Origin of the sequence: Burkholderia sp. AU30280 (assembly GCF_020420125.1) — a bacterium.
Taxonomy (GTDB): Bacteria; Pseudomonadota; Gammaproteobacteria; order Burkholderiales; family Burkholderiaceae; genus Burkholderia.
The window spans coordinates 237,685-261,780 of sequence record NZ_JAIZRY010000002.1 but is presented as its reverse complement, the minus strand read 5'-3'; the positions used below and the strand labels follow the sequence as shown (position 1 = coordinate 261,780).

Below are 24,096 nucleotides of genomic sequence, written 5' to 3'. Positions count from 1 at the left end.
CAAATCCTTATTCCGGAGCAACACTGCTTGTCGCCCAAACGACACCGGACGGACCAACCGACACTTCGAGCTGACTGTGCCTACGATCGGTCCCGGTCGAATATTGAACGCGGTCAGATAACAAATCGGTGACGAGCGTAATCATCCCCGTAAAACTCGGAAACGCGATGCTCTCGATCGAGTTCTTGCGGCAACTTGCCATCCTGCCGCAATTCGCGAAAACGCGCTGCCGCCTTTGAAAATACATCATCAGACGAAAGATGGTCGCACATCTGGAGAATTTCCTCCACTCGTTGCGGACGAGAATATTTGTGCGCCATTAGCAAAGCCGCTTCGATCGAATAATAGCGCTCGGCATTCGACGGATTCCATGATCCGTCTTTCTTTAGACGTTTGTCGTGGAAAACAACCGCAGCTGGCTGAAAGACGACCTTGTGATCCGCCAGACGAACGCGCCATGAAAAATCGACATCATCGCAATACAGGAAAAACACCTTCGAATCGAACCCGGAAACCCTGACAAAAAGGTCAACCGGAATCAGCGCACAAGCCGTGGTTGCCCACGACGTGCTCCCTGTCTTCGAGTCGTAGTCCTTCGGGTGCTCGATCGGCAACTGGCGAGCTTCGGACATTCCGCAATCAGGATCGTCGAAAGCCTCGAGCAAATGGATCAGATAGCTAGGCTCACCGATCACATCGGGGTTCTGGATAAGCAGGTATCCATCCTTGACGCCTGCTGCCAGTCTGTTATGTCCTTCCGCCGACCCGAGATTGGCATTGAAATACGTGTAGTGAAAGACGCCGCACGTAAGCATAGCCCCCATCTGCCGGATGTCGTCCGGGGACAGGCAAGCCTGCCCCGGAGAACAGTCACCATACGCAACATCAACGACGACATCACGCTTGGCGCGGAGAATGTGCGCTGCCCTATTGATCGCCTCAAGAGCACGCTTGATATCCGTAGGTTCGTTATTGAAAAGAATGCTTTGGACTTGAATTTTGATCGGGGTCATCGGATTACCTGATGTTTGTGCTGTCAACGACTGATAGCTTTAGGCTTGCGTTCCGTCGAAAAGCCACTCTCCGACACGCGCAGCCCCCTCCTCGAACGAGACTTTCGGCACCACACCAAGATCTGCCTTGAGTGCACTGACGTCGGCAACAGCCCAACGAACATCCCCTTCGCGGAACTGACCCGTGACACGAGGGCTCGGAGCACCGTGAAGCGCCGCAACGACGGCCGCGGCCTGCGCTACGGTCGTTGCCTCGCCACTCCCCACGTCGTAAGTTCCGCAGCCTGCGCTCTGGTCAAGCAGCGCGGCAAGGCAAGCATCGACAACATCACTGATCCACACAAAATCGCGGCCAATCTCACCGTCCTCGTAAACAGGAATAACTTCCTTACGTCGAGCGATTCGATGAAAAATATTGATGATGCCCGTATATGGATTTGACGGCGACTGACCGATGCCATAGACATTCTGAAAGCGCAGAATATGATACGGAATCTCATTCGCCGCGCACCACGCCTTAAGCAAATGCTCCTGAACCAGCTTCGTCGCACCGTAAATGCTGGTGGGATTTGGCAGCACGGTGGCAGCATTGTGCAGCATCGCAACAGCCGGCTTGCCGTCCGCCCCGCAGAAATCCCAGTTGCCCGACGAAAGCTGGCCACGGCTGCGGATACCCGGATAGAAAAGATTGCCATCTTCCGTCTGCCATGCCCCTTCGCCATAAATAGCGCGGCTAGATGACAGCAAAATGCGCCGCGGGCGGCACTGCACGCGGCGAAGCGAATCCAGCAATTCAGTCGTGCCCACACCGTTGACACTCGCGTGACGGCTGGAATGCGTCATCGACTGCGCGGTCCCGGTCTCCGCGGCAAAGTGAACGACATAATCGGGCTGCAAATCATGCAGCACGCAATCCAGAAGCTCCCCGTTGCGCACATCACCGCGCACAAGCTTCGCAGTTGCCGGATAGCGCTTCAGGAGCACGCCGTCTTCATGTACCTGGGGAAGCAGGTTGTCTACCGAGACAACCTGCGCATTATGCCGCTCCACCAATTCCTGTGCGAGCGCCGCGCCGATAAAACCAGCACCACCCGTAATCAATACTTTCATGTACTCCTGCTCCTTCAATGACACGCGGGCACGGATGTCGCGCTGCCCGTACATTTATTTGCGCCGGAGTTCTTCCTGCGAAACTCGAGCATAGTTGCCAAAAAAGATCCGAGTCAGCAGCGCAAAATCCGGATCCCGAACAGCCCCCTCATCTTCCGTTACAAGGTGATATCGAGGCGAGCATTTCTGTACGCCAAAGAAAATTAGATCGTGCTCACGTTTTTATCGCGCAAAGTCCACCACTTCCTGTACGTCCATTGCGATTTCCACACAACGACGATCATCGATAAGAGTCGTAGCAAGCGTGTTTTCACACCATAAATCCATCGAGCCCCTAGATAATCAGTTGTTGGTATATCGCAATAAAAAATAAGCATGAACACCCTACCTCAAACGTGCTCCTGATGACGCCGTCCCTCTCGCTTACCGAACAGCAGGAAGTGAAAAACCGGCTCGATCTTTTGATCACGTACGTCTGCGTTTTCTACGTAATAACTACGCGCATTGAATTGTGCCGATGGACTACGCAACTCCCGACTACCGAACTGAATAAAATGCGCGAGCGGATCCACCTTTTGCTCGGCAACATCAAGATAGGTCGAGAGATACCAGTTTGCGTCGAAAATACCGGAGGTCTCGATGATCTTGCGACGCTGACTGGCACGCATCTGCGCCATCGCACGGGACCCCGAGAGCACCTTTTTCCAGAACGGCACCCGCGGTGGCGGCAAAAGATCTTGCTGCGGCGGCGAATACAGCACCTCGGGCGAACTATCGCCCGACATAACCCCGATCTCATGCTGGACGTTATCGGAGATGGCCGCGATCTTCTGCTTGATTTCTTCGACATCGTTCGAATTCGTAGCCAGTTGAAGATCGATCAAGTCGTGATGCATCTTGTTCGCCCAGCGCAGATACTCGTCCATCTTTTCCGAGATCTCGCGGAATTTGCGCATGCTACCGGCTTCCATAAGATTGATCTCAGCGTCAATCTTGTCCTGGATACGGGTATGGTTATCAACCCATTCCGACTTGGAATGCAAGGTTCGGGAACTCTCCGCTTCGCTCCACCACCGATATATACAGGTGATCTCTTCGGAACTACCCACGCCGACTCGCGAAGCGCAACGCATGATGAAGTCCCAGTCCTCAGTCGTCGTGAGCATTTCGTCGAAGCGCAAGCCGTAGTTTGCAAACACGTTGCGCGGAAAGGCAATTGAAACCGGAGGCGTCTGGCTCTCCTCCAGATGTTCAAAATAATCGAACTGCGATGCATAATCCCGGTGCATTGCACTGATCGCCCGGGCTGCTCGCTTGCCTTCAACATAAGCCCACGTGAACTCCTGTCGCACGGCAGTCGCCCTCAGCAGCGCACCCGGCATTTCACGTGCGATCGCTCGGAACGTTTCCAACCAGTTCGCAAACACGATATCATCGTCGTCCAGGATGATGACATATTTGCCTCGCGCCATCCCGAACCCTGCATTAAGCGGTGTAGTCCGGGTGCCGCCGATCACTTCTTCGAATCGAATACGTTCGCGCATCGATGCCGACTGACTATCAATCAATCCACGAATCTCGCTTACCGCCTCGGGTACCGCGTTGTGCGCGACGACAAGGTGCTCGAAATCATCGACAGTCTGTGCGGAAAGACACAGGAACACCTCGCTCAAGGTCTCCATGCGCGAGCCTTGGGTGCGCGTAAGGACTGTGAACAATGGTTCACGCGGCGTGCTGCGACCCATACCTGACGCGCGAGCGTCCAACGACAGAACAGCAACCCGTCCATCGTCGCCAGGCGAGAGACTTTCAAGAACCTTGCCGAGCGATGTTGAAGGACGCAACCGCTTCAGAGCGACCGCGCCAAGTTCTGCTCCGTCGCACTGCGAGGCGATACGGACTTCGCCAGAGAAGCCAAATGCCTGCGTTCGGATGGCGCATTCGGCGACAAACTGCGAAAGGCTGGCCTGAGACATCGCATCCTGTCCTGCCGGCACCAGAACAACGACGCTACCGCTTTCGCCGGCACCGAGCCGCTGCATCAGGACTCGTAGTTCCCCCCAAGCCTCAAAATCGGCACCGACAACCGCCGCCAGATTAGACGAAATGCGTCGATCGGGTTCAGAACTCCCGTCGAGTGCCAGATCCTGTATTTTCTGAAACGAGCGCCCTTGCCCATCTCGCGACAATGCCGTGAAACCATGCGCCTGTTGCCGCGCTTCCCCCGTCAAAGCGTGCGAAACCAGAATCGTACCGACTTCCTGGCGAAGCACGTCAGCTTTCTCTATGATGAAATCACAAAGCGTGTACATTATTTTTCACAGTAGTTAAGTTTACTAAACGCCCATTCACCGTCTTATTTGTAATATTTATTGGGCCTCGGAAATTGAAGGCAGGCATTTCATTTACGGCTCAAAGGGATTCGTAAATTCGAATCGCATCTTCGACCGTATCGCAAACCGTGAGCACGCCCCCCTCCAGGACTGCGGCGTGGCTGCAGTGATTACGAATCAGTTCCGTTTGGTGCGCAACAATGATCATGGCGCGGTCACCCCTCTTCTCGAACAACTCGACATTACACTTCTGATAAAAACGATGATCACCGACAGCCATCCCTTCGTCGATCAAAAAGCAATCAAATTCAATCGACATAGAGATCGCGAATGCCAGGCGCGATGTCATACCAGAAGAATATGATTTGACCGGTTCGTCGAGATAGGGCCCAAGTTCCGCAAAATCTTCGACGAGCCTGAGAGCCTTGCGATAGTCGATGTTGTATACGCGAGAAACCAGACGCACGTTGTCTTTGCCGGTCAGACTGCCTTGAAAGGTGCCGCCGAATGCCAGGGGCCAAGACACCGACATGGTCTTGATGACCTCGCCGGAATGTGGACGGTCCGCGCCACTAATAATGCGAATCAGTGTCGATTTCCCCGCACCGTTGCGTCCGAGGATACCCCATCGCTCCCCCGACCGAACGCGCAGGTTGATACCCTTGAGTATCTCCCGGTGCGATCGACCGTGATGAATCGGATAGCGCTTGCATACATTCCGAAGCTCAATCACATTCGACCTCAGTTTAGCTGCACTCGCCGAATGGCGTAATGAACAAGTGAAAGTGCAAACAAAGTGAAAAATGACAACGCGAACACCGTGTAATCAATGTAGTAGAGCGTGGGCATGCGGTCTCCGTAATATCCATGATGGAAATACTCGACCGCATCAATCAGCGGAAAATACGTCATCATCTCAGCTAGCCGCGGAGGCAAAACGTACGTAGGTATAAAAACCCCCGACACAGGCATCATCAGATAGAGAATTACGTGTGAAATCCGCTCGATCGACTCACTCAGCTCAGACAATGCAGCCATAATTAAAACAAAATCAAACGAAAACCATAATACCAGGAAATATCCCAATATCATCGTAAGCGGATCAGCTGGAATCTGGCAGATACCAATTACAATCAATACGACAAATAAAACAAGAAACGACGCCGTGGCACCCGCGAACTCGAGAATAATTCGCGAGTACAGTATATCCATCGGGAGAATCGGTTTATAGTGCAACAACGCACGATTGAAGTCGATCGCCTTGATCACTCGATTCGTCGCATTGCGCCAAAACAGTAGAGTCGGATAACTGACCGCCAGGTATTCCGCAACCGGATACTTGGCCGACGTTTCCGTATTACTGAAGATGACCATCACTCCGACCACAAACATCGCCGGCTCGGCCATTATCCACAATACACCAAGCCCCTCTCGACCAAAGCGGGTGATCATCTCGCGCATGATGAGCGCCCAGACGACCCTGACCTGGATGCCCAATTGCTCCCGGAACGTCGGAGGACGGTAATCAGCGGTCATAGTGCTCTTTCACTCCACCGATAACGATGGTCAATACGCCCCACAAAATCAAACCAAGCAGGAAAGTAGCGAGGATGGCTCGCCCACGGCGAGGGCTCATCGCATAGTCAGGCAGACTCGGTTCAGCAATGCGCTCAAGGTAGAGTTGCTTACGCTCGGCCTCGACACGTGCCTGATCCAACAACGTTATTGCGCCCGCAAGAATCTTGTCGGCAACGTCCTTCTCCAGCGTCAGGCGCTGAAACTCTGCAGCCTTGCTGGCCAACGAGCCGCCCGGAGAACCGGCAACGTGCTGACTCACCTGATCGATCGCTTGTTGCAGCAACTTGGCGCGATCGCGCAGAGTCGGCAGCCCCGGGTTGGCCGGCGACAACCTCTCCATCTGGGCAATCTGCACACGGGTGGCAATTAGATCGTCCTGAAGCTTTCCAACCTGCTGCAATGGAATGTTGGACTGGCGTTCGGGGTCGATAACACCCGCGTTATTCCGATAACGCGCCAATGCCAATGTAGCGATACGGTCGTTTTCTTTCGCAACGTCGACATCATGCTGAGCAGTATTAATCAGATCCGCCCTGGCTCGGGCATTCATTTGATTGACGATCCGCTCACCCAACTCCAGCAGACGCTTATTCATACTCCAGGCAAGATGCGCATCATACGCATTGGTATTCAGCGTCACAATCGGCGAATCAGTATCAACCTTTGCCTCAACGATTTTCTTACCATAATAAAGATAAAACTCTTCGAGGCTATCATTCAAACCAAATGCAGAAAATCTATTAATTAAATCGATCGAAGAACTCTGAAACTTCGATTTTATTTTCTGCTCGCGATCCAACACCATCATTGCATCACGAGAGAGAATGTACTTCTGAACCGTATACGCACTTCCTTCCGGCTGAGAAAACCCACCAACGCCCTTCAACAAACCACCCAACCCGGAAGCATTAGTCTGTTGCGGGCTGCGAATCAAAAAGCTACTGACAGACGTATACTCATCACTAGCAATAATTCCGAAATAGATAATCGCAATGCCGGTAGGTATGACAACCGTTATCAAAAATAAACGATTAATGCGCTTCAGGAATTTCATAATTATTTGAACGTCTGTACACCAGACACGATCGGGTAGGCTACGGAGAACACCAGGTTCAGCACTTTTTGCAGTTCTGCCACCGGCGCATTAGATACGTAAAGGACATCCTTGTTGTCCATCATGAAACTCTGCGCCACGAAGAACGAATCCGGGTCTTTCAAATTGATGTGATAGATAACCGGGACTTTGCCGTTTGCCGTCGTTCGCACCGGTTGGTTGGGCCACTTGAGCGCCTGCTGATCTTCCAGCCGGAAAATAAATACGCCCTGTGCGTCTGAGCGCGAGTCTTGTAGACCACCCGCCCGCGCCAACGCCTGCGCCAGCGTAATACCCTGCGCCTCGAAATTGATTTCCTCGTTCTTGCCCGTCGCACCAAACGCAGTAAAGCTGTAGGGCTGAAACAATGCTGTGACAACGTCACCTGCCTTCAGCGGTACATTCTGGCGCGGGTCACGGATCACCGTTTCGAGCGGCTCCAACGCGACGGTTTCGCCACGCGTCACCTGAATCATGGTCTTGTTGATCGGCTGCTTTGTGCCGCCGGCTGCGGCGAGCGCGTCGAGCACGCGCTCGCCACGCGCACTCAGTTGCATGCGCGTGCTGCTCGATACGTCTCCCACCACGGTGACATACGAGGTTTCGTTCCGCGCCAGTTGCACCAGAACCTGCGGGTCATGCGCGATATTCTTGAGACGCGCTGCGATATAGGCTTGCAGCTGGCTTGGCGAACGGCCCGTTGCCTTGATCGCACCAACAAACGGTACATGGATGTTGCCGTTGCCGTCGATCACTTGCGTCGGCAACTTGGTCAGCCGCGCGCCAGTCGGGACACCGCTGGGCGTCGCGGCATCACTCGTGCCACCACCAAACAAAGTCGCAGGCGGCGCCTCCCAGATCGACACCTCGACCACGTCACCCACGCCCAACTGTTGCTGGAATGCCGAGTTGTCGCCTAGTGCAGCAGCAAAATCCGCACTTTTGCGGCCGGCATAGAGTTGCCGCGCCACCTGATCCGTCACATCGACGACCTGGATTCCTTGCGTACTGACCTGATTTGTGCCGGCACCGCTGGCATTAATCTCGGAACGACTCGGCCCCGACGTGGGAATGGCTCCACACGCAGCCAACCCAATGGTGCCGCCGATGGCAGCAGCCAACCAAACACTGCGATTTAAGCTCTGCATTTAACAATCCAGTCATTCAAAGGCCGCCGGATTTTACCGCACAATGTAAGATGTACCGGAGAATTTACCGGTATGGCGCATCCGAAATGCCGATAGACGCCCTTGGAGCTCCCTCGGTTTTTCGCCGTCCATCTACCCTGGCTTACGCTCAGCCGAATCCTTAGCCCGCTAAAGAGCGAGCCGGTCTAGCACAAACAGGGGCGATCTCAAAAGTTCATTGCTGCCGCGCGCAGGGGCACGAACGAATCGGTAAATCTGACATCAAGCTTCAATTGTTTGGCATGCCCCGCATTCGTGCTGACCAACAGACGCACACGCGCGAATTGTCCCGCCATGCGAGATGCCATAGAATTACCCGGCGGAATTGTTGCATGAGCCATCAGGCTTGGGCAAACAGAAACATTCTTCATTTCCGCACGCACAACCAAATTTCACCTGCGTGACAAATATACTTCTAGACGTCACTCGTCTTGCCACCCGATTTTATGACGGCCTGATCCCCACCGGGGTAGACAGAGTTGGACTGGCTTACATCCGTCGATATGGGGACCGTGCACGCGCAGTCCTGAGTGAACGGGGTTTTTCCGTCGTTTTAACGGAAAAAGACTCGCAGAAGATGTTCTCGCTGCTGCTGTCGTCCGATCGCGACCGATGGGCACTGCGCAGAATAATTGCTTCCGCGTTGCTAAACCGGCTTCAATCGACGAAATTCGATCGTGCAATTTTGTTGCATACAAGTCACAACGGGATGGAGTTCACCCGCTACTATCGGGCGATGGCGCAACGCAACGCGCACTCGGTCTTCATGGTCCACGATCTCATTCCGCTAACCCACGCGGAGTATTGCCGCCCTGGTGTGGACGCATCGCATCGTACCCGTATCCATACAGCACTCCGACATGCGAGCGGCCTGATCAGCAATTCACAGGCGACCTACGACGAACTGGCGAACGAAGCCCGGCGGGCCTCGCTACCGCTCCCGCCGGTCGTCGTCGCTCCGCTCGCACCCGCCGTGGAACCGCATCCGCCGAGCCCGGCTCCGATCGATGCCCCCTACTTCGTGATGCTCAGCACGATCGAGCCGCGCAAGAACCACTGGTTCATCCTGCACGTCTGGCGGCGCCTGGTCGAACAGATGGGGGAAACCGCTCCCAAGCTCGTGGTCATCGGCCGGCGCGGCTGGGAATGCGAGAACGTCGTCGACATGCTGGAGCGCTGCGCAACGATTCGCGGAGCAGTCATCGAAGAATCGGATTGCAGCGACGAACGACTGCATGCATGGTTGCAGCACGCACGAGCGCTCGTCTTTCCGTCGTTCGCCGAAGGCTACGGCATGCCGCTCGTCGAAGCACTAATGTTGGGCGTGCCGGTGCTCGCCAGTGACTTGCCGGTCTTTCACGAGATCGCGTCGGACATTCCCGATTATCTCGACCCGCTCGACGGACCGGGATGGCTTGCACGGATTCGCGAGTACGCTCGCCCGGACAGCAGCGAGCGTGCGAATCAGCTCACGCGGATCGGGGGCTTTCGAGCACCGACCTGGGCCGAGCACTTCGATCGTATCGATGGTTTCCTCGATTCGCTCCGGTAAATGATTCCGGCACCCACTGAGCACTCGATGACGTCCGAATTCCGGTCATTCGACGCAAGTGCAATCGCACGCGGCAAGCGCATGATCGGCTGGCTGACCGGAAAGTCGCCATGCGTGTGGATCGATTCGTGGCTTGGTGTCGCGCTTGCCCGGACTTCTGCATCGATCGGACGCACCGTGTACCCCGTATGCCCCGGTCCCGTCTTCGTCCGGCACGCAACGCAAGCGCCACCTCTTTCGTGGTTCTGCGTTCCGACGGATCTGGTTGGGCGCGGTGGGCTGGTCGCCGCACTCGGACGCATGCTCGAGGCCTCTCACGTCACCGAGGCGGACGAACGATGCCACGCTCTGATACACCGCGTGCTCGACAGCGACGCGTTGCACGTTCGCCATCAGATAGCCGAATTGCCGGATACATGGCACGAATCCGGTGGTGGCAAGCGCATTGTGCTGATCGACGAACGAGAAACGTCGCATACCGACATCTGCACACGGGCAGCGCTGCGCCAACGGAATTTCGCTGTGATGGCGGATGCGGCGTGTGCTGTGCACCCCGATGCAGACCTATGGATCTTGCGCTCCGCCGATGCGGGTGCTGGCAACTGGCTTTCGACGAAAACCCAGCTGCATGGGAATGCAAGGATTCTCGACGTCGCGCATTCCTTGCGGGACGTACTTCGGCATGCCGACGCCGTCCATGTCGTGGGAGCTTCCGAGGGGATGGCGGCGCTTCTGGCCGGCGTACCGGTTCACGTATTCGGCACCCCCTACTACGCAGGCTGGGGATTGACGCGGGACCACACCGCCATGCCGGAGCGCCGTGCGCGCCCCTCCGTTTTCGCATTATTTGATGCCGCTTTCCTGCAGCTCGCACACTACCTCGACCCGACACACGGCACACAAGGCACGATCGATACCGCACTTGACTGCATCGAGCTGCAACACGCCGTCGCCGACCGATACAGGGATCTCGGTCGGGTTGCCGGCGTGCGCTTCCAATGGTGGAAGCGGCCTTACGCCACGCCCTACCTGTCGGCGGGAGGTGGTACGTTGCGCTGGATCGCGGATCCGCGCGACACCCACGCAGAAGAACTCGCGGCGATATGGGGTGGACGATCGGCCGACGGCCTGCCAACCGGCGTCGCCCATGTCCGGATCGAAGACGGCTTCATCCATTCGACAGGACTCGGTTCCGACATGTCGCCGCCGTGCAGCCAGGTCATCGACCGCCGTGGCCTGTATTTCGACGCGAGTCGTCCGAGCGACCTGACCGTCATCCTCAACCAGACCACGTTCGACGAAGCGGAATTGCGGCGCGCGGCAGCACTTAGGCAGGAAATCGTGCGGCTCGGGCTCACGAAATACAATCTCGGCCGCCAAGCGCCGACATGGCGCATCCCCCAGGACAAGCGTGTCGTACTCGTCGCCGGCCAGGTTGCGGACGACGCGTCGATCCGCCTGGGAACAGGCACGATAGCTACATCGGAAGCATTGTTGAAGGAAGTGCGTGCCCGCCGGCCGGACGCATTCATCATTTACAAGCCGCATCCGGACGTACTGTCCGGCAATCGCGCCGGGCTCGTCGACGCAGAACACCTCGCTGACATCGTCGACGCGGACGCGGATCTCATTTCGCTGATCGACGTGACGGACGAGCTGCATACGCTCTCGTCGCTCGCCGGCTTCGACGCCTTGATGCGCGGGAAGGAAGTCCATACCTATGGCCTGCCCTTTTATGCTGGCTGGGGACTGACGCACGATGCGCTGGAACAGCCGTGGCGCGAACGCCGACTGTCGCTCGACATGCTGACTGCGGGGGTGCTGCTCCGTTACGCCATTTATTGGGACTGGCAGCTCTCGCTGTTCACGACGCCCGAAGCAATCGCCCGGCAACTCGCGCCGAATGCAGCTCGGCCGCTCGAGAAAATACGCGGAAACCGCGCCCGCCCACTCGTCAAGGCGATGCGCTGGACGCGCAACGCGATACGTTATGCCGGGTGGCAGGGGCGGCAATATTTTCGCGATCGAACGATGCGCTAACGACGATCGGTACATCCGCTGCCTGACGATATGGTCACTCACGGAATCGCCACGCACCTTCTATTCGAACCGGTTCAGATGTCACTTGCACGAGACCGGCACCCGCCACGGGCAGCACGCACACGCGTCCTGCCCGTTTTTCATTACGTCAAGCAATGTCAGGCAGGTTGCCCGCCCCGCACAGGTCAGGTTATAAAAGCGCCACCCACCCGGTGCATGCGCCGCCCTTTCTACTCTTGACTTCGGAGAACGCATGATCGATCTCGCCACAGCCCAGCAATTCCTGATGACCCGCGGCCTCGACTTCGGCCTCAACCTCCTCGCCGCGATCGTGTTGTGGTTCGTCGGCCGCTGGGCAATCCGCATCGCCACGCGCCTGCTCGGCAAGGTCGTGCGCCGCAGCGGCAAGGTCGACCCGACACTGACCGACTACCTGACCTCCGTCGTCAGCGTGCTGCTGACGGTCCTGCTGATCCTCGCGATCCTGCAGATCTTCGGCGTGCAGACGACCTCGTTCGCTGCCCTGCTCGCCGGCCTCGGCCTCGCGATCGGTACCGCCTGGGGCGGCCTGCTCGCGCATTTCGCCGCAGGCGTGTTCATGCAGGTGCTGCGTCCGTTCAAGATCGGCGACGTGATCAACGCAGGCGGCGTCACGGGCACGGTCAAGGAGCTCGGCCTGTTCGGCACGACGATCATCACGCCCGACAACATCGTGACGATCGTCGGCAACAACAAGATCTTCTCGGACAACATCGCCAACTACAGCGCAACGTCGCATCGTCGCGTCGACCTGACCGCGAAGATCGCGAACGGCGTCGATGCGGTCGACGCAATCAACCGCCTGAAGTCGTCGATTCAGCAGATCCCGAACGTGCTGGCCACCCCGGCGCCGGACGTCGGCGTGCTGCAGTTCACGCCGGAAGGCCCGCTGCTGTTCGTGCGCCCGTCCACGGCACCCGAAAACTACTGGCAGGTGTACTGCGACACCAACCGCGTGATCATCGAGACGTTCCGCGACGCCCAATACCCGACGCCCGAAACCCCGATCTCGCATCGCAACGCGTAACGACAGCGCCGGACGAAAAAAAAGCGTGGCAATTCAAATTGCCACGCTTTTTTATTGCACCGGGAAGTAACGAAAGCGCTCCCGCTCAACGCCCGCCCGTCTTCTGCGCATTATCCGACTGCCGCCCGCGCACGAGCTTCCACACCGCGCCCAGCGCGACCGGCACGACCGCCGCACCGATCCCGGCCAGCACGATCACGTTCAGGTACTGGCGGATGAACGGGATATTGCCGAAGAAATAGCCGAGCAGCACGAGCAGCAGCACCCACACCAGCGCACCGATCACGTTGAAGAGCTGGAAGCGCGCGACGCTCATCGACGAAGCCCCCGCGACGAACGGCGCGAACGTCCGCACGACCGGGATGAAGCGCGCGAGCACGATCGTCTTGCCGCCGTGCCTATCGTAGAACGAGTGGGTCTTCTGCAGCGCGGCGCGATCGAGGAAGCGCTCGAGCACCGGGATATGGGTGTTGAACACCTTCGGGCCGACCCAGCGGCCGATCATGTAATTGACCGTGTTGCCGGTAATCGCCGCGACGAGCAGCAGCGCGATCAGCAAGCCGACATTCATCTCGCCCGTCGCCGCGAACGCGCCGCCGATGAACAGCAGCGAATCGCCGGGCAGGAACGGGAACACGACGAGCCCCGTCTCGCAGAACACGATCAGGAACAGCACGAGATAGACCCATGCGCCGTACTGCCGGATGAAATCGCCGAGGAATGCGTCGATATGCAGGACAAGATTGACGAAATGAAGCAGCGTATCCAAATGCGATTCCTCGAAGGCGAAAGGGCCGGAACGGCCAAATATGGCGGAAGCGCCCGCCGGTCAAGGCCGGGCGTGTTACGAACCCATGATACCGAAACTACCTTAAGGCTCCGTGAAAAAACGTAACCGCCGGTCGCCCCGGCATGCGTTCGCCGCCTCGCTATAATTCGGCCATGTCCGATATCACCGAAACGGCCGCGGGCGCCGCGCCCGCCCCTGCCCCGCGCCCGCTGCGCGCGATCCAACCCCTGCCCGACCAGCTGATCAGCCAGATCGCCGCCGGCGAGGTCGTCGAACGCCCGGCGTCGGTCGTCAAGGAACTGCTCGAGAACGCGATGGACGCCGGCGCCAGCACGCTGCGCATCGTGCTGGAAGAAGGCGGCGTGAAGCGCATCTCGATCACCGACGACGGCTGCGGGATTCCGCCGGACGAGCTCGCGCTCGCGCTGATGCGCCATGCCACCAGCAAGATCCGCTCGCTCGAGGAGCTCGAGGCGGTCGCCACGCTGGGTTTTCGCGGCGAAGCGCTCGCGTCGATCGCGTCGGTTGCCGAGATGTCGATCACGAGCCGGACGGCCGATGCCGCGCATGCGATGAAGATCGAGGCGCAGACGGGCGTGCTGTCGCCCGCCGCCGGCGCGACCGGCACGACGATCGAGGTGCGCGAGCTGTACTTCAACACGCCCGCGCGGCGCAAGTTCCTGAAGAGCGAGCAGACCGAGTTCGGCCACTGCCTGGAAATGATTCGCCGCGCAGCGCTCGCGCGGCCGGACGTCGCGATCTCGGTGCTGCACAACGGCAAGGCGGTCGAGCACTGGAATGCGACCGAGCCCGCACAGCGCGTCGCGAAGATCCTCGGCGACAGCTTCGCGACCGCGCACCTGCCGCTCGACGAGCAGGCCGGCCCGCTTGCGGTCTACGGCTGCGCAGGCCTGCCGACCGCGAGTCGCGGTCGCGCCGACCAGCAATACTTCTTCGTCAACGGCCGCTTCGTGCGCGACAAGCTGCTGACGCACGCGGTGCGCGCGGCCTACGAGGACGTGTTGCACGGCGACCGCTACCCGTCGTATGTGCTGTTCCTCGACCTGCCGCCCGAAGCCGTCGACGTGAACGTGCACCCGTCGAAGATCGAGGTGCGCTTCCGCGATTCGCGCTCGATCCACCAGTACGTGTTCCATGCGGTCCAGCGCGCGCTGGCACGCCACGCGGGCGCGTCGCCGGAAACCACCGCGGGCGGCCATGCCGCGCAACTGTCGCCGGCGCCGCGCGGGCCCGCATCGTTCCTGGATACACCGCTCGGCCAGAGCCAGCCGGGTAACGCTATCGGCGGCAGCGGCTTCTCGGCGCCGTCGTCCTCCTCGTCGGGCAACACCTGGATGCGCCAGGCGCGGATGACCCAGGGCACGCTGCCCGTCGCACAGCCGCTCGCGCTCTATGACGCGTTGTTCGGCCGCAAGGACACGGGCGCCGGCACACCGGACGGCACGACGACCATCGCGCGCGATTCGGCCGACACGCCGCTCGCACCGCTGCCCGGCTTCACCGTATCGCCGATCGCCGCCACCGCGCACGACGAGCAGCCGCTCGGCTTCGCGCTGGGCCAGATCCACGGCATTTACGTGCTCGCGCAGAACGCGCACGGGCTCGTGATCGTCGACATGCACGCGGCGCACGAGCGGATCCTGTACGAGCAGTTCAAGAACGCGCTTGCCGACCGCTCGGTCGCCGTGCAGGCGCTGCTGCTGCCGATCTCGATGACGGCCACGCCGGTCGAGATCGGCACGGTCGAGGAGGAACGCGACACGCTCGAATCGCTCGGCTTCGACCTGGCGGTACTGTCGCCGACGACGCTCGCGATCCGCGCGGTGCCGGCGCTGCTGAAGGATGCCGACCTGCAGTCGCTCGCGCGCGCGGTGCTCGCCGACCTGCATGCATTCGGCGGCTCGCGTGTGCTCACCGAGCGCCAGCACGAACTGCTCGGCACGCTCGCCTGTCACCACGCGGTGCGCGCGAACCGGCGCCTGACGCTCGACGAGATGAACGCGCTGCTGCGGCAGATGGAAGCGACCGAACGCGCGGATCAGTGCAATCACGGCCGGCCGACGTGGTATCAGCTCACGCTGAACGATCTCGACCGCCTCTTCATGCGCGGCCAATGAGCGCGGCACCGCACGCCAGCCCGACGACGATCGCCTGCCTGCTCGGCCCCACCGCCTCGGGCAAGACGGCCGCGGCGCTGGCACTCGCCGCGCGCCGCCCGATCGAGATCGTCAGCGTCGATTCGGCGCTCGTCTACCGCGACATGGATATCGGCACCGCGAAGCCGTCGCGCGAAGAACGCGCGAGCGTGCCGCATCACCTGATCGACATCATCGATCCGGCCGACGCGTATTCGGCCGCGAGCTTCCGCGCGGACACGCTGCGCCTGATCGGCGAGATCGCCGCGCGCGGCCGCACGCCGCTGCTCGCGGGCGGCACGATGCTGTACTACAAGGCGCTGACGCAAGGGCTCAACGACCTGCCGGGCGCCGATCCGGACGTGCGCGCGACACTCGATGCCGAAGCCGAGCGCGACGGCTGGCCGGCGCTGCACGCGCGGCTCGCGCAAGTCGATCCCGACACGGCAGCGCGGCTCGCGCCGAACGATTCGCAGCGGATCCAGCGTGCGCTCGAAGTGTTCATGCTGAGCGGGCAGCCGATGTCGGTGCTGCTCGCCGCGCCGCGGCGCACGGACGATGCGGCCGCCGCTTACCGCTTCGTGCCGGTCGCGCTCGAACCGTCGGATCGCGCGGTATTGCACAAACGGATCGCGCAGCGCTTCGACGCGATGCTCGACGCAGGCTTCATCGACGAAGTCGAGCGGCTGCGCCGTCGCGAGGACCTCCATCCCGACCTGCCGTCGATGCGCTGCGTCGGCTACCGGCAGGCGTGGGAATTCCTCGACGGCGACACCGACTACCGGACGATGCGCGACAAGGGCATCTTCGCGACGCGCCAGCTCTGCAAGCGCCAGATCACCTGGCTGCGCGCGATGCCGGAGCGGATCGTCGTCGACTGCATCGCGCCGGACTCGACGGCCCGCGCACTCGACGCGCTCGAACGCGTGCTCGACGGCAGCCCGCCGGGCTGACCGCGTCAGCCGCGCCCGCGCGCCGCCAGGCGCGCACGGGCGCCATCGACGATCAATGCGACGCCGCGCTCGAACGCTTCGTCGCCGCCGCGCGTGCGCAGCGCGGCCCAGCCCTTCGCGAGCAGCGGATACTCGGCGGCGTCCGGCAGCGGCGCATCGGCTTCGCCGTCCGGCTCCGCCTGTTCTTCCAGCACCCATCCAACCACGAAGCGGCCCAGCGCATACATCACGTCGACCGCCTCGTCCGGCGCGAAACCCGCGTCGCCGAGCAGCGCGACCTTGCGTTCGATCGAGCCGAAATGCAGCGCGCGCGGCCGCGTACCGGCATGCAGGCGTGCGCCGTCGCGATAGGCCAGCAGCGCCCGGCGGAAACTGCGCGCGTTGTCCAAAAGCCACGCATCCCACGCTTCACCCGGACGCGGCAGCGACGCGTCGTGACGCTCGAGCATGATCGCCTCGGCCATCGCATCGAGCAGTTCGCCCTTGTTCCGGAAATGCCAGTAAAGCGTCGGCGACTGCACGCCGAGCCGCTCGGCGAGCCGCCGCGTCGACAGCCCGTCGATGCCGACTTCGTCGAGCAGGTCGAGCGCCGCGCGCAATACCGTGTCGCGCGTCAGCCGCGCCCCTGTGTCCTTCATCTCTATCACCGATAGGGAAGCTGTGGAATAATCGTCACTCTATCACCGATAGAGTTTCCCTCTTGAATCCGTCCCTGATTGCCATCCTGGCCACGGTCCTGCTCGACGCGATCGGCGTCGGGATCGTGATGCCGATCCTGCCCGGGTTGCTACGCGCGCTCGCCGATGCAGGCAGCACCGACACCCATTACGGGATATTGCTCGCGCTGTACGCGTTCGCGCAGTTCCTGTGTGCACCGCTGCTCGGTGCGCTGAGCGACCGCTTCGGCCGCCGGCCCGTCCTGCTCGTATCGCTCGCGGGCGCCGCGCTCGACTACCTGCTGATGGCGCTCGCGCCGACACTCGCCTGGCTTTACGCGGGGCGGCTGATCGCGGGCATCACCGGTGCGAACGTCGCGGTCGCGACTGCCTATGTCACCGATGTCACCGCCGAACCCGATCGCGCACGACGCTTCGGCCAGCTTGGCGCGATGATGGGCATCGGCTTCATCGCGGGCCCGTTGATCGGCGGCCTGCTCGGCGCGCTGCATGTGCGCGCGCCGTTCGTCGCGGCCGCCGCGCTCAACGCGCTCAACCTCGCGCTCGTCTGGCGCGCGCTGCCGGAATCGCGGCCACGTTCGGCCCGCGAAGGCCATGCGGTCGGCGCGCTCAACCCGTTCGCCGGCCTGCGCCGGCTGAGCGGCGCACCGGCGCTCGTGCCGCTGATCGGCATTTACGTGATCGTGGCGCTGGTGTCGCAGGCACCCGCGACGCTGTGGATCCTGTACGGCCAGGAGCATTTCGGCTGGTCGACGCCGATCGCGGGGCTGTCGCTGGCGGGCTACGGCGCGTGCCATGCGCTCGCGCAGGCATTCGCGATCGGGCCCCTGATCGCGCGGCTCGGCGAGCGCCGCGCGCTGGCGCTGGGCCTCGCGGGCGACGCGCTCGGGCTTGCCGCGATTGCGTTCGCGACCGCCGCGTGGGTGCCGTTCGCGCTGCTGCCGCTGTTCGCGGCGGGCGGCATGACGCTGCCGGCCCTGCAGGCGATGCTCGCGCGGCAGGTCGACGACGCGCGCCAGGGCGAACTGCAAGGCGCGCTCGCGAGCGTGGCGAGCCTGATCGGCGTCGCGGGGCCGCTGGTCGTCACCGCGACCTATGCGGCGACACGCGCGACGTGGCCGGGGCTCGTGTGGGCTGCCGCCGCACTGCTCTATCTGCTCGTGCCGCCGTTGCTGGCCGGTGCGCGTGCGGCAGCCGCACCGCGGCCGTCCGCCTGAGCGGCGGCGAGTGCCGTTACGCACCTCGCCACGCTCAGTGCGCGAGCGTCACGAGATTCGCATCGCGCACGAACTGCCAGCGGCCTTGCGGAAGATCGACAACGGACATTCGCGACAGAGAAATATCGAATGAGTCGTCAGCCGATGCGGACACTCGCCACCGAAGATGGCCGCGTCGCGTGCCAGCAGACTACCCACCAATGGCGTCGAACGTTCGTCAGGAAAGCCATGCGGCGACAGACGCCCCGCCACTTCGTCAATTGGGCCAGCCCCGATCGCGATCCGCGTTGCCAGATCGACTACGCCAGGCTATTGGGCGCAAGTTTGAAAACCTGTGCGGGTGCCGCTCTGAAGCTCGGGCTATGTGCATCGGCGGCAATCATGTGACGCGTCACGTCGTGCGCCGCCAACGCCTCCGTCGATGCCCAGCGCTCGATCAAGACAAAGCGATTGTCGTCACCGACAACAGCATGAAGGTCGTACTGGAGACAGCCGTGTTCCGCACGCACAACCGGTGCCAACTTTTCATAAGCGGCGATTTGCTCGTGGCGTTTCCCGGGAAGCGTTTGAATCGAGATAACAAGCATCACCTCGAGTTCGCTATTTCGGCTGTAATGATTGACTTCGCTCATGACCACTCCGTCCTAATGTGATACCGACGAAAGACGATCAGCCGTAAACGCGAAAGGCCCCGTCTTTTGCCGGCGGGGCCCTTGAAAGTATGCAACTGCGGAGATTACCGCGCGCTCATCCTGGACGACCCACCGTTGCCGATGATCGTGGTTGTGATGGCGGTCAAGAAGGAAATCAGATCGCGTTGCATGTCAGTACCGTAACTCACGCGTCGGAGGCTCGTCAACTCCACGGAGACGTAAGTGCATCTCTGGTCATCGCATGACAGGTGCGCATTTGGGAGCTGCCGCCGCTTCCAAGCTGACTCGAAAGGTAGGCGTGGGTTGGACAGCGACATTCACGAAAATCGGCGAAGAACCAAAAAAACCGCCCGGATCGACTCCGGGCGGCTTTCCTTGCTGCGTCTGCTGCAGGCAGTGCGTCAGACCACGACCGTCTGCGCCTCGCCTTCGCGGGTCGCACGCACGGTGCCGATCTTCCACACCTGTTCGCCGGCGGCGGTCAGGTCGGCGATCGCTGCGTCGGCATCGGCCGCCGAAACGATCACGGCCATGCCGATGCCGCAGTTGAACACGCGGTGCATTTCCGCATCGGCGACACCGCCGTGCTCCTGCAGCCACTTGAACAGCGGCGGCAGCGGCCACGCGTTCTGGTCGAGCTCGGCGGTGAGGCCTTCGCGCAGCACGCGCGGAATGTTCTCGACGAGACCGCCGCCCGTGATGTGCGCCATGCCCTTCACCGACAGCTTCTGCATCAGCGCGAGCAGCGGCTTCACGTAGATGCGGGTCGGCGCCATCAGCGCGTCGGCCAGCGAGCGGCCGTGGAAATCGGCCGACAGGTCGGGGTTCGCGCGCTCGATGATCTTGCGCACGAGCGAGAAGCCGTTCGAGTGGATGCCGCTCGACGCGAGGCCCAGCACCACGTCGCCTTCGGCGATCGTGCTGCCGTCGATGATCTTGCTCTTCTCGACCGCGCCAACCGCGAAGCCGGCCAGGTCGTATTCGCCGTCCGGGTACATGCCCGGCATTTCGGCCGTTTCGCCGCCGATCAGCGCGCAGCCCGACAGTTCACAACCCTGCGCGATGCCCTTGACGACCGTTGCAGCGGTGTCGACGTCGAGCTTGCCGCACGCGAAGTAGTCGAGGAAGAACAGCGGCTCGGCGCCCTGCACGAGGATGTCGTTCACGCTCATCGCGACGAGATCCTGGCCGACGGTGTCGTGTTTGTTCAGATGAAACGCCAGCTTGAGCTTGGTGCCGACGCCGTCGGTGCCCGACACGAGTACGGGTTCCTTATACTTCTTCGGCACTTCGAACAGCGCGCCGAACCCGCCGATGCCGCCGAGTACGCCGTCGCGCAGGGTTTTCTTCGCAAAAGGCTTGATCTTGTCGATGAGCGCGTCGCCTGCGTCGATGTCGACGCCTGCGTCACGATAGGACAGACCCTGAGCGTCGGGAGCGGATTTCGGAGGATTCATGGGGGAATGCGAGAAGGTCGGTAAAATGCGATTTTACCCGAAGCCGGCCCGTTGGCCGGAATTCCCAGCACCGAATCGTCAGGGATTGCATCTTGGTCAACACGTCCCCGTTTTCATCGCCGAGCGAGACGCGCCGAAACCGGCGTGGCGTCGTGCGTGCGATCGCGCGTGAAGCCCGTGAAGACGCAGTTCCCGGCGCGTGCCCGGCGTACGGCACGCGTATTTTCAACCGACCCGCATTGTGACTGTTGTGTCCCGTCAACTGACGCTCGATCTCGGCACGCCGCCGCCCGCCACGTTCGACAACTTCATCATGAACGAGGAGAACGACGAGCTCATCTCGCGCCTGCAGAAGCTCGACCTCGCCCTCGCGGCGGGCCCCGTGCCGGATCGGTCGTTCTACATCTGGGGCGAGCCCGGCTGCGGCCGCACCCATCTGCTGCAGGCGCTCGTGAGCGACGCGTCGTACGGCTATGCGCGCTACCTGACGCCGCAGAGCCCGCTCGGCGCGTTCACGTTCGACCCGCGCATCGGCATCTACGCGATCGACGACTGCGACAGGATGAGCGACACACAGCAGGTCGCGCTGTTCAACCTGTTCAACGAAGTGCGCGCGCACCCGTCGAGCGCGTTCGTCGCGGCGGGCCCCGCGGCGCCGCTCGCGCTCGACGTGCGCGAGGATCTCCGCACGCGCCTCGGCTGGGGGCTCGTGTTCCACCTGTCGCCGCCGTCCGACGCCGGCAAGATCGCCGTGCTCAAGCTCGCGGCGAAGGAGCGCGGGATCGCGCTCACCGACGACATCGCCGCCTACCTGCTGACCCATTTCCGCCGCGACATGCCGAGCCTGATGGCGCTGCTCGACGCGCTCGACCGCTTTTCGCTCGAGCAGAAACGCGCCGTCACGCTGCCGCTGCTGCGCCGGATGCTCGCGCGTCCCGGCGATGACATCACACCACCGGGCACGGGCCCGAACCGCTTCGAGTAAAATGCCCCTCCATGACTAATCTGGCACTCTTTGACCTCGATCACACGCTGATTCCGACCGATAGCGACCACGAATGGGGCCGCTTCATGGTGAAACTCGGCATCGTCGACGCGGAAAGCTTCTCGCGTCAGAACGATCAGTTCTTCGCCGACTACAAGGCCGGCAAGCTCGACATCCACGCGTACCTCACGGCGATGCTCACGCCGCTCGCGAAGTATTCACGCGCGCAGCTCGCGCAATGGCACGAGCAGTACATGCACGAGGTGATCCGGCCCGCCATGACACCCGCCGCGCTCGAACTCGTGCGCAAGCATCTCGACGCGGGCGACCTGTGCTGCGTCGTGACGGCAACCAACGAATTCATCACGCGCCCGATCGCGACCGCGTTCGGCGTCGATACGCTGATCGCGTGCGAGGTCGAAACGACCGACGGGCATCCCGATTCGCCGTACACGGGCCGGCCGACCGGCACGCCGAGCTATCGGGAAGGCAAGATCGTGCGGACCGAAGCATGGCTCGCGTCGCTCGGCAAGCACTGGGACGATTTCGCGCACAGCTACTTCTACAGCGACTCGCACAACGACATCCCGCTGCTCGAGAAAGTCACCGACCCGATCGCGACCAACCCTGACGACACGCTGCGTGCGCATGCAAGCACCCGCGGCTGGCGTATCCTCGATTTATTCTGAACGTCGTGATCAAAAAATTCATTCGCAAGCTGCTCGGCCAGGACGAAGCCCAGCAAACGCCCACTGAAGCGGCTACGGCCGACGAAGCGGCCCCTGCTGCCCCGCGCACCGCAAAAGGCGCCCGCGGCGGCGGCGCGAAGAAACCGCGCAGCAACCATGAGCCGACCGTCGTGCCGGCCAGCGTGCACCAGATCGATCCGTCGCTGATCTCGAGGAATGCCGTGCGCGTGACCGACACGCTGCAGCAGGCAGGCTTTCGCGCGTTCATCGTCGGCGGCGCGGTTCGCGACCTGCTGCTCGGCATCGCGCCGAAGGACTTCGACGTCGCGACCGACGCGACGCCGACCGAGGTGCAGCGCCTGTTCCGCCGCGCGCGCCTGATCGGCCGCCGCTTCCAGATCGTCCACGTGCAGTTCGGCCAGGAGCTGATCGAGGTGTCGACGTTCCGCGCGCTGGTCGATGCGCCGCCCGAGGTCGCCGCGTCGGCCGAGCCGCCGAGGCGCCTGAAGCGCGACGAACTCGATCGCCGCACGCACGCGGTCGACGCGAGCGGCCGCGTGCTGCGCGACAACGTGTGGGGCGATCAGCACGAAGACGCCGCGCGCCGCGACTTCACGATCAACGCGATGTACTACGACCCGTCGACGCAGACGGTGCTCGACTACCACGACGGGATGGCCGACGTGCGCGCCCGCCTGCTGCGGATGATCGGCGATCCGGCCACGCGCTTCCGCGAGGATCCGGTGCGAATGCTGCGCGTCGTGCGCTTTGCGGCAAAGCTCGGCTTCGAGATCGAGCCGCATACTCGCGAACCGATCAACGCGCTCGCCGACCTGATCAACAACGTGCCGGCCGCGCGCCTGTTCGACGAAATGCTGAAGCTGTTGCTGTCGGGCCACGCGCTCGCATGCCTGCAGCGGCTGCGCAAGGAAGGCCTGCACCACGGGCTGCTGCCGCTGCTCGACGTCGTGCTCGAACAGCCGCAAGGCGAGAAGTTCATCACGCTCGCGCTGAACAACACCGATGCGCGCGTGCGCGCCGGCAAGCCGGTCTCGCCGGGCTTCCTGTTCGCGACGCTGCTGTGGCACGACATGCGCCAGCGCTTCGAGCAATACACGGCCGAAGGCGAAATCCCGGTGCCGGCGCTCCATCGCGCGATGGACGACGTGCTCGACATGCAGACCGAGAAACTCGCGATCCACAAGCGCTATTCGGCCGACATGCGCGAGATCTGGGGCCTGCAGCTGCGCCTCGAGAAACGCTCGGGCCGCAGCGCGATGCGGCTGCTGGAACACCAAAGGTTTAGAGCGGGGTATGATTTCCTCCTGTTACGCTGCGAATCCGGCGAGCTCGATGCGGAAGTCGGACAGTGGTGGACGGATTTCATCGAAGGCGACGCGGCCGCTCGCGAGGCATTGCTCACGCAGGGCGGCTCGAAGGAAAAATCGCCCCGCAAGCGGCGCCGCCGCGGCGGCGTGCGAAACCGCAAGCCGGGTGAAGGTGCCGTCGAGCAGGCATCGGACACCTCGGGCGGTTCCGACGACTGA

At 61.6% G+C, this 24,096-nt stretch carries 21 protein-coding genes; 9 read left to right on the top strand and 12 right to left on the bottom strand.

All coding sequences use genetic code 11. The annotated features are described in order from the left end of the window. Positions 1-113: 113 nt before the first annotated feature. The 8 genes from LGN17_RS05285 to LGN17_RS05250 form a co-directional block, all read right to left on the bottom strand. Positions 114-1,013: a glycosyltransferase family 2 protein gene (locus tag LGN17_RS05285; RefSeq protein WP_226195429.1), complete on the bottom strand. Its 900-nt coding sequence runs from the start codon at positions 1,011-1,013 to the stop codon at positions 114-116. Between the two features lie 39 nt (positions 1,014-1,052). Continuing rightward, positions 1,053-2,123: an NAD-dependent epimerase/dehydratase family protein gene (locus LGN17_RS05280; RefSeq protein WP_226195428.1), complete on the bottom strand. Its 1,071-nt coding sequence runs from the start codon at positions 2,121-2,123 to the stop codon at positions 1,053-1,055. A 389-nt stretch (positions 2,124-2,512) separates the two neighbouring features. After that, the gene (locus LGN17_RS05275; protein WP_226195427.1) at positions 2,513-4,435 is read right to left on the bottom strand and encodes a glycosyltransferase family 2 protein; all 1,923 of its coding nucleotides are present in this window, start codon (positions 4,433-4,435) and stop codon (positions 2,513-2,515) included. A gap of 100 nt (positions 4,436-4,535) precedes the next feature. Beyond that, positions 4,536-5,189: an ABC transporter ATP-binding protein gene (locus LGN17_RS05270; RefSeq protein WP_226195426.1), complete on the bottom strand. Its 654-nt coding sequence runs from the start codon at positions 5,187-5,189 to the stop codon at positions 4,536-4,538. A gap of 8 nt (positions 5,190-5,197) precedes the next feature. Then, the gene (locus LGN17_RS05265; protein ID WP_226195425.1) at positions 5,198-5,992 is read right to left on the bottom strand and encodes an ABC transporter permease; all 795 of its coding nucleotides are present in this window, start codon (positions 5,990-5,992) and stop codon (positions 5,198-5,200) included. Then, positions 5,982-7,088: a hypothetical protein gene (locus tag LGN17_RS05260; protein WP_226195424.1), complete on the bottom strand. Its 1,107-nt coding sequence runs from the start codon at positions 7,086-7,088 to the stop codon at positions 5,982-5,984. Before LGN17_RS05260 ends, LGN17_RS05265 begins: the two co-directional genes overlap by 11 nt. Positions 7,089-7,090: 2 nt before the next feature. Next, complete coding sequence (locus LGN17_RS05255; RefSeq protein ID WP_226195423.1) at positions 7,091-8,275, bottom strand: polysaccharide biosynthesis/export family protein; 1,185 nt, start codon at positions 8,273-8,275, stop codon at positions 7,091-7,093. Positions 8,276-8,481: 206 nt separating this feature from the next. Further along, positions 8,482-8,685 carry a hypothetical protein gene (locus tag LGN17_RS05250; RefSeq protein WP_226195727.1) on the bottom strand — a complete coding sequence of 68 codons (204 nt, stop codon included), beginning with the start codon at positions 8,683-8,685 and terminating at the stop codon, positions 8,482-8,484. Positions 8,686-8,714: 29 nt separating this feature from the next. Between LGN17_RS05250 and LGN17_RS05245 the strand changes: the two genes are divergently transcribed. From LGN17_RS05245 to LGN17_RS05235, 3 genes are all read left to right on the top strand, one after another. After that, a complete protein-coding gene (locus tag LGN17_RS05245; RefSeq protein ID WP_226195717.1) occupies positions 8,715-9,866 on the top strand; it encodes a glycosyltransferase family 4 protein in 1,152 nt (383 codons plus the stop codon). 27 nt (positions 9,867-9,893) lie between these two features. After that, positions 9,894-11,906: a capsular polysaccharide biosynthesis protein gene (locus tag LGN17_RS05240; protein WP_226195422.1), complete on the top strand. Its 2,013-nt coding sequence runs from the start codon at positions 9,894-9,896 to the stop codon at positions 11,904-11,906. 253 nt (positions 11,907-12,159) lie between these two features. Further along, positions 12,160-12,972, top strand: coding sequence for a mechanosensitive ion channel family protein (locus LGN17_RS05235; RefSeq protein WP_226195421.1), 813 nt, complete (start codon positions 12,160-12,162; stop codon positions 12,970-12,972). A gap of 85 nt (positions 12,973-13,057) precedes the next feature. On the opposite strand, the gene LGN17_RS05230 is transcribed toward LGN17_RS05235, so the two are convergent. Continuing rightward, positions 13,058-13,741: a DedA family protein gene (locus LGN17_RS05230; RefSeq protein ID WP_226195420.1), complete on the bottom strand. Its 684-nt coding sequence runs from the start codon at positions 13,739-13,741 to the stop codon at positions 13,058-13,060. Between the two features lie 173 nt (positions 13,742-13,914). Here LGN17_RS05230 and mutL point away from each other — a divergent pair, with 173 nt between their 5' ends. Then, positions 13,915-15,900 (top strand): DNA mismatch repair endonuclease MutL, encoded by a 1,986-nt coding sequence (mutL, locus tag LGN17_RS05225; RefSeq protein WP_226195419.1) that lies wholly within the window; start codon positions 13,915-13,917, stop codon positions 15,898-15,900. Further along, positions 15,897-16,871: a tRNA (adenosine(37)-N6)-dimethylallyltransferase MiaA gene (gene miaA, locus LGN17_RS05220; RefSeq protein WP_226195418.1), complete on the top strand. Its 975-nt coding sequence runs from the start codon at positions 15,897-15,899 to the stop codon at positions 16,869-16,871. The genes mutL and miaA overlap by 4 nt, the downstream gene beginning before the upstream one ends. A 5-nt stretch (positions 16,872-16,876) precedes the next feature. Here miaA and tetR read toward each other — a convergent pair whose 3' ends face one another. Further along, positions 16,877-17,509 carry a tetracycline resistance transcriptional repressor TetR gene (gene tetR, locus LGN17_RS05215; protein ID WP_226195417.1) on the bottom strand — a complete coding sequence of 211 codons (633 nt, stop codon included), beginning with the start codon at positions 17,507-17,509 and terminating at the stop codon, positions 16,877-16,879. A gap of 62 nt (positions 17,510-17,571) precedes the next feature. Between tetR and tet the strand changes: the two genes are divergently transcribed. After that, a complete protein-coding gene (gene tet, locus LGN17_RS05210) occupies positions 17,572-18,765 on the top strand; it encodes a Tet(A)/Tet(B)/Tet(C) family tetracycline efflux MFS transporter (protein ID WP_226195416.1) in 1,194 nt (397 codons plus the stop codon). A 299-nt stretch (positions 18,766-19,064) separates the two neighbouring features. On the opposite strand, the gene LGN17_RS05205 is transcribed toward tet, so the two are convergent. Both LGN17_RS05205 and purM read right to left on the bottom strand, forming a co-directional pair. Next, a complete protein-coding gene (locus LGN17_RS05205; RefSeq protein WP_226195415.1) occupies positions 19,065-19,397 on the bottom strand; it encodes a putative quinol monooxygenase in 333 nt (110 codons plus the stop codon). 422 nt (positions 19,398-19,819) lie between these two features. Then, complete coding sequence (gene purM, locus LGN17_RS05200) at positions 19,820-20,875, bottom strand: phosphoribosylformylglycinamidine cyclo-ligase (protein WP_006484927.1); 1,056 nt, start codon at positions 20,873-20,875, stop codon at positions 19,820-19,822. A 250-nt stretch (positions 20,876-21,125) separates the two neighbouring features. Between purM and hda the strand changes: the two genes are divergently transcribed. From hda to pcnB, 3 genes are read left to right on the top strand one after another with little or no spacing between them, the layout of a single operon-like run. Next, complete coding sequence (hda, locus tag LGN17_RS05195) at positions 21,126-21,860, top strand: DnaA regulatory inactivator Hda (protein WP_006484992.1); 735 nt, start codon at positions 21,126-21,128, stop codon at positions 21,858-21,860. An 11-nt stretch (positions 21,861-21,871) separates the two neighbouring features. Further along, a complete protein-coding gene (locus tag LGN17_RS05190; protein ID WP_049028593.1) occupies positions 21,872-22,549 on the top strand; it encodes an HAD family hydrolase in 678 nt (225 codons plus the stop codon). 5 nt (positions 22,550-22,554) lie between these two features. Beyond that, positions 22,555-24,096, top strand: a complete 1,542-nt coding sequence (gene pcnB, locus LGN17_RS05185; RefSeq protein WP_226195414.1) for a polynucleotide adenylyltransferase PcnB — start codon at positions 22,555-22,557, stop codon at positions 24,094-24,096.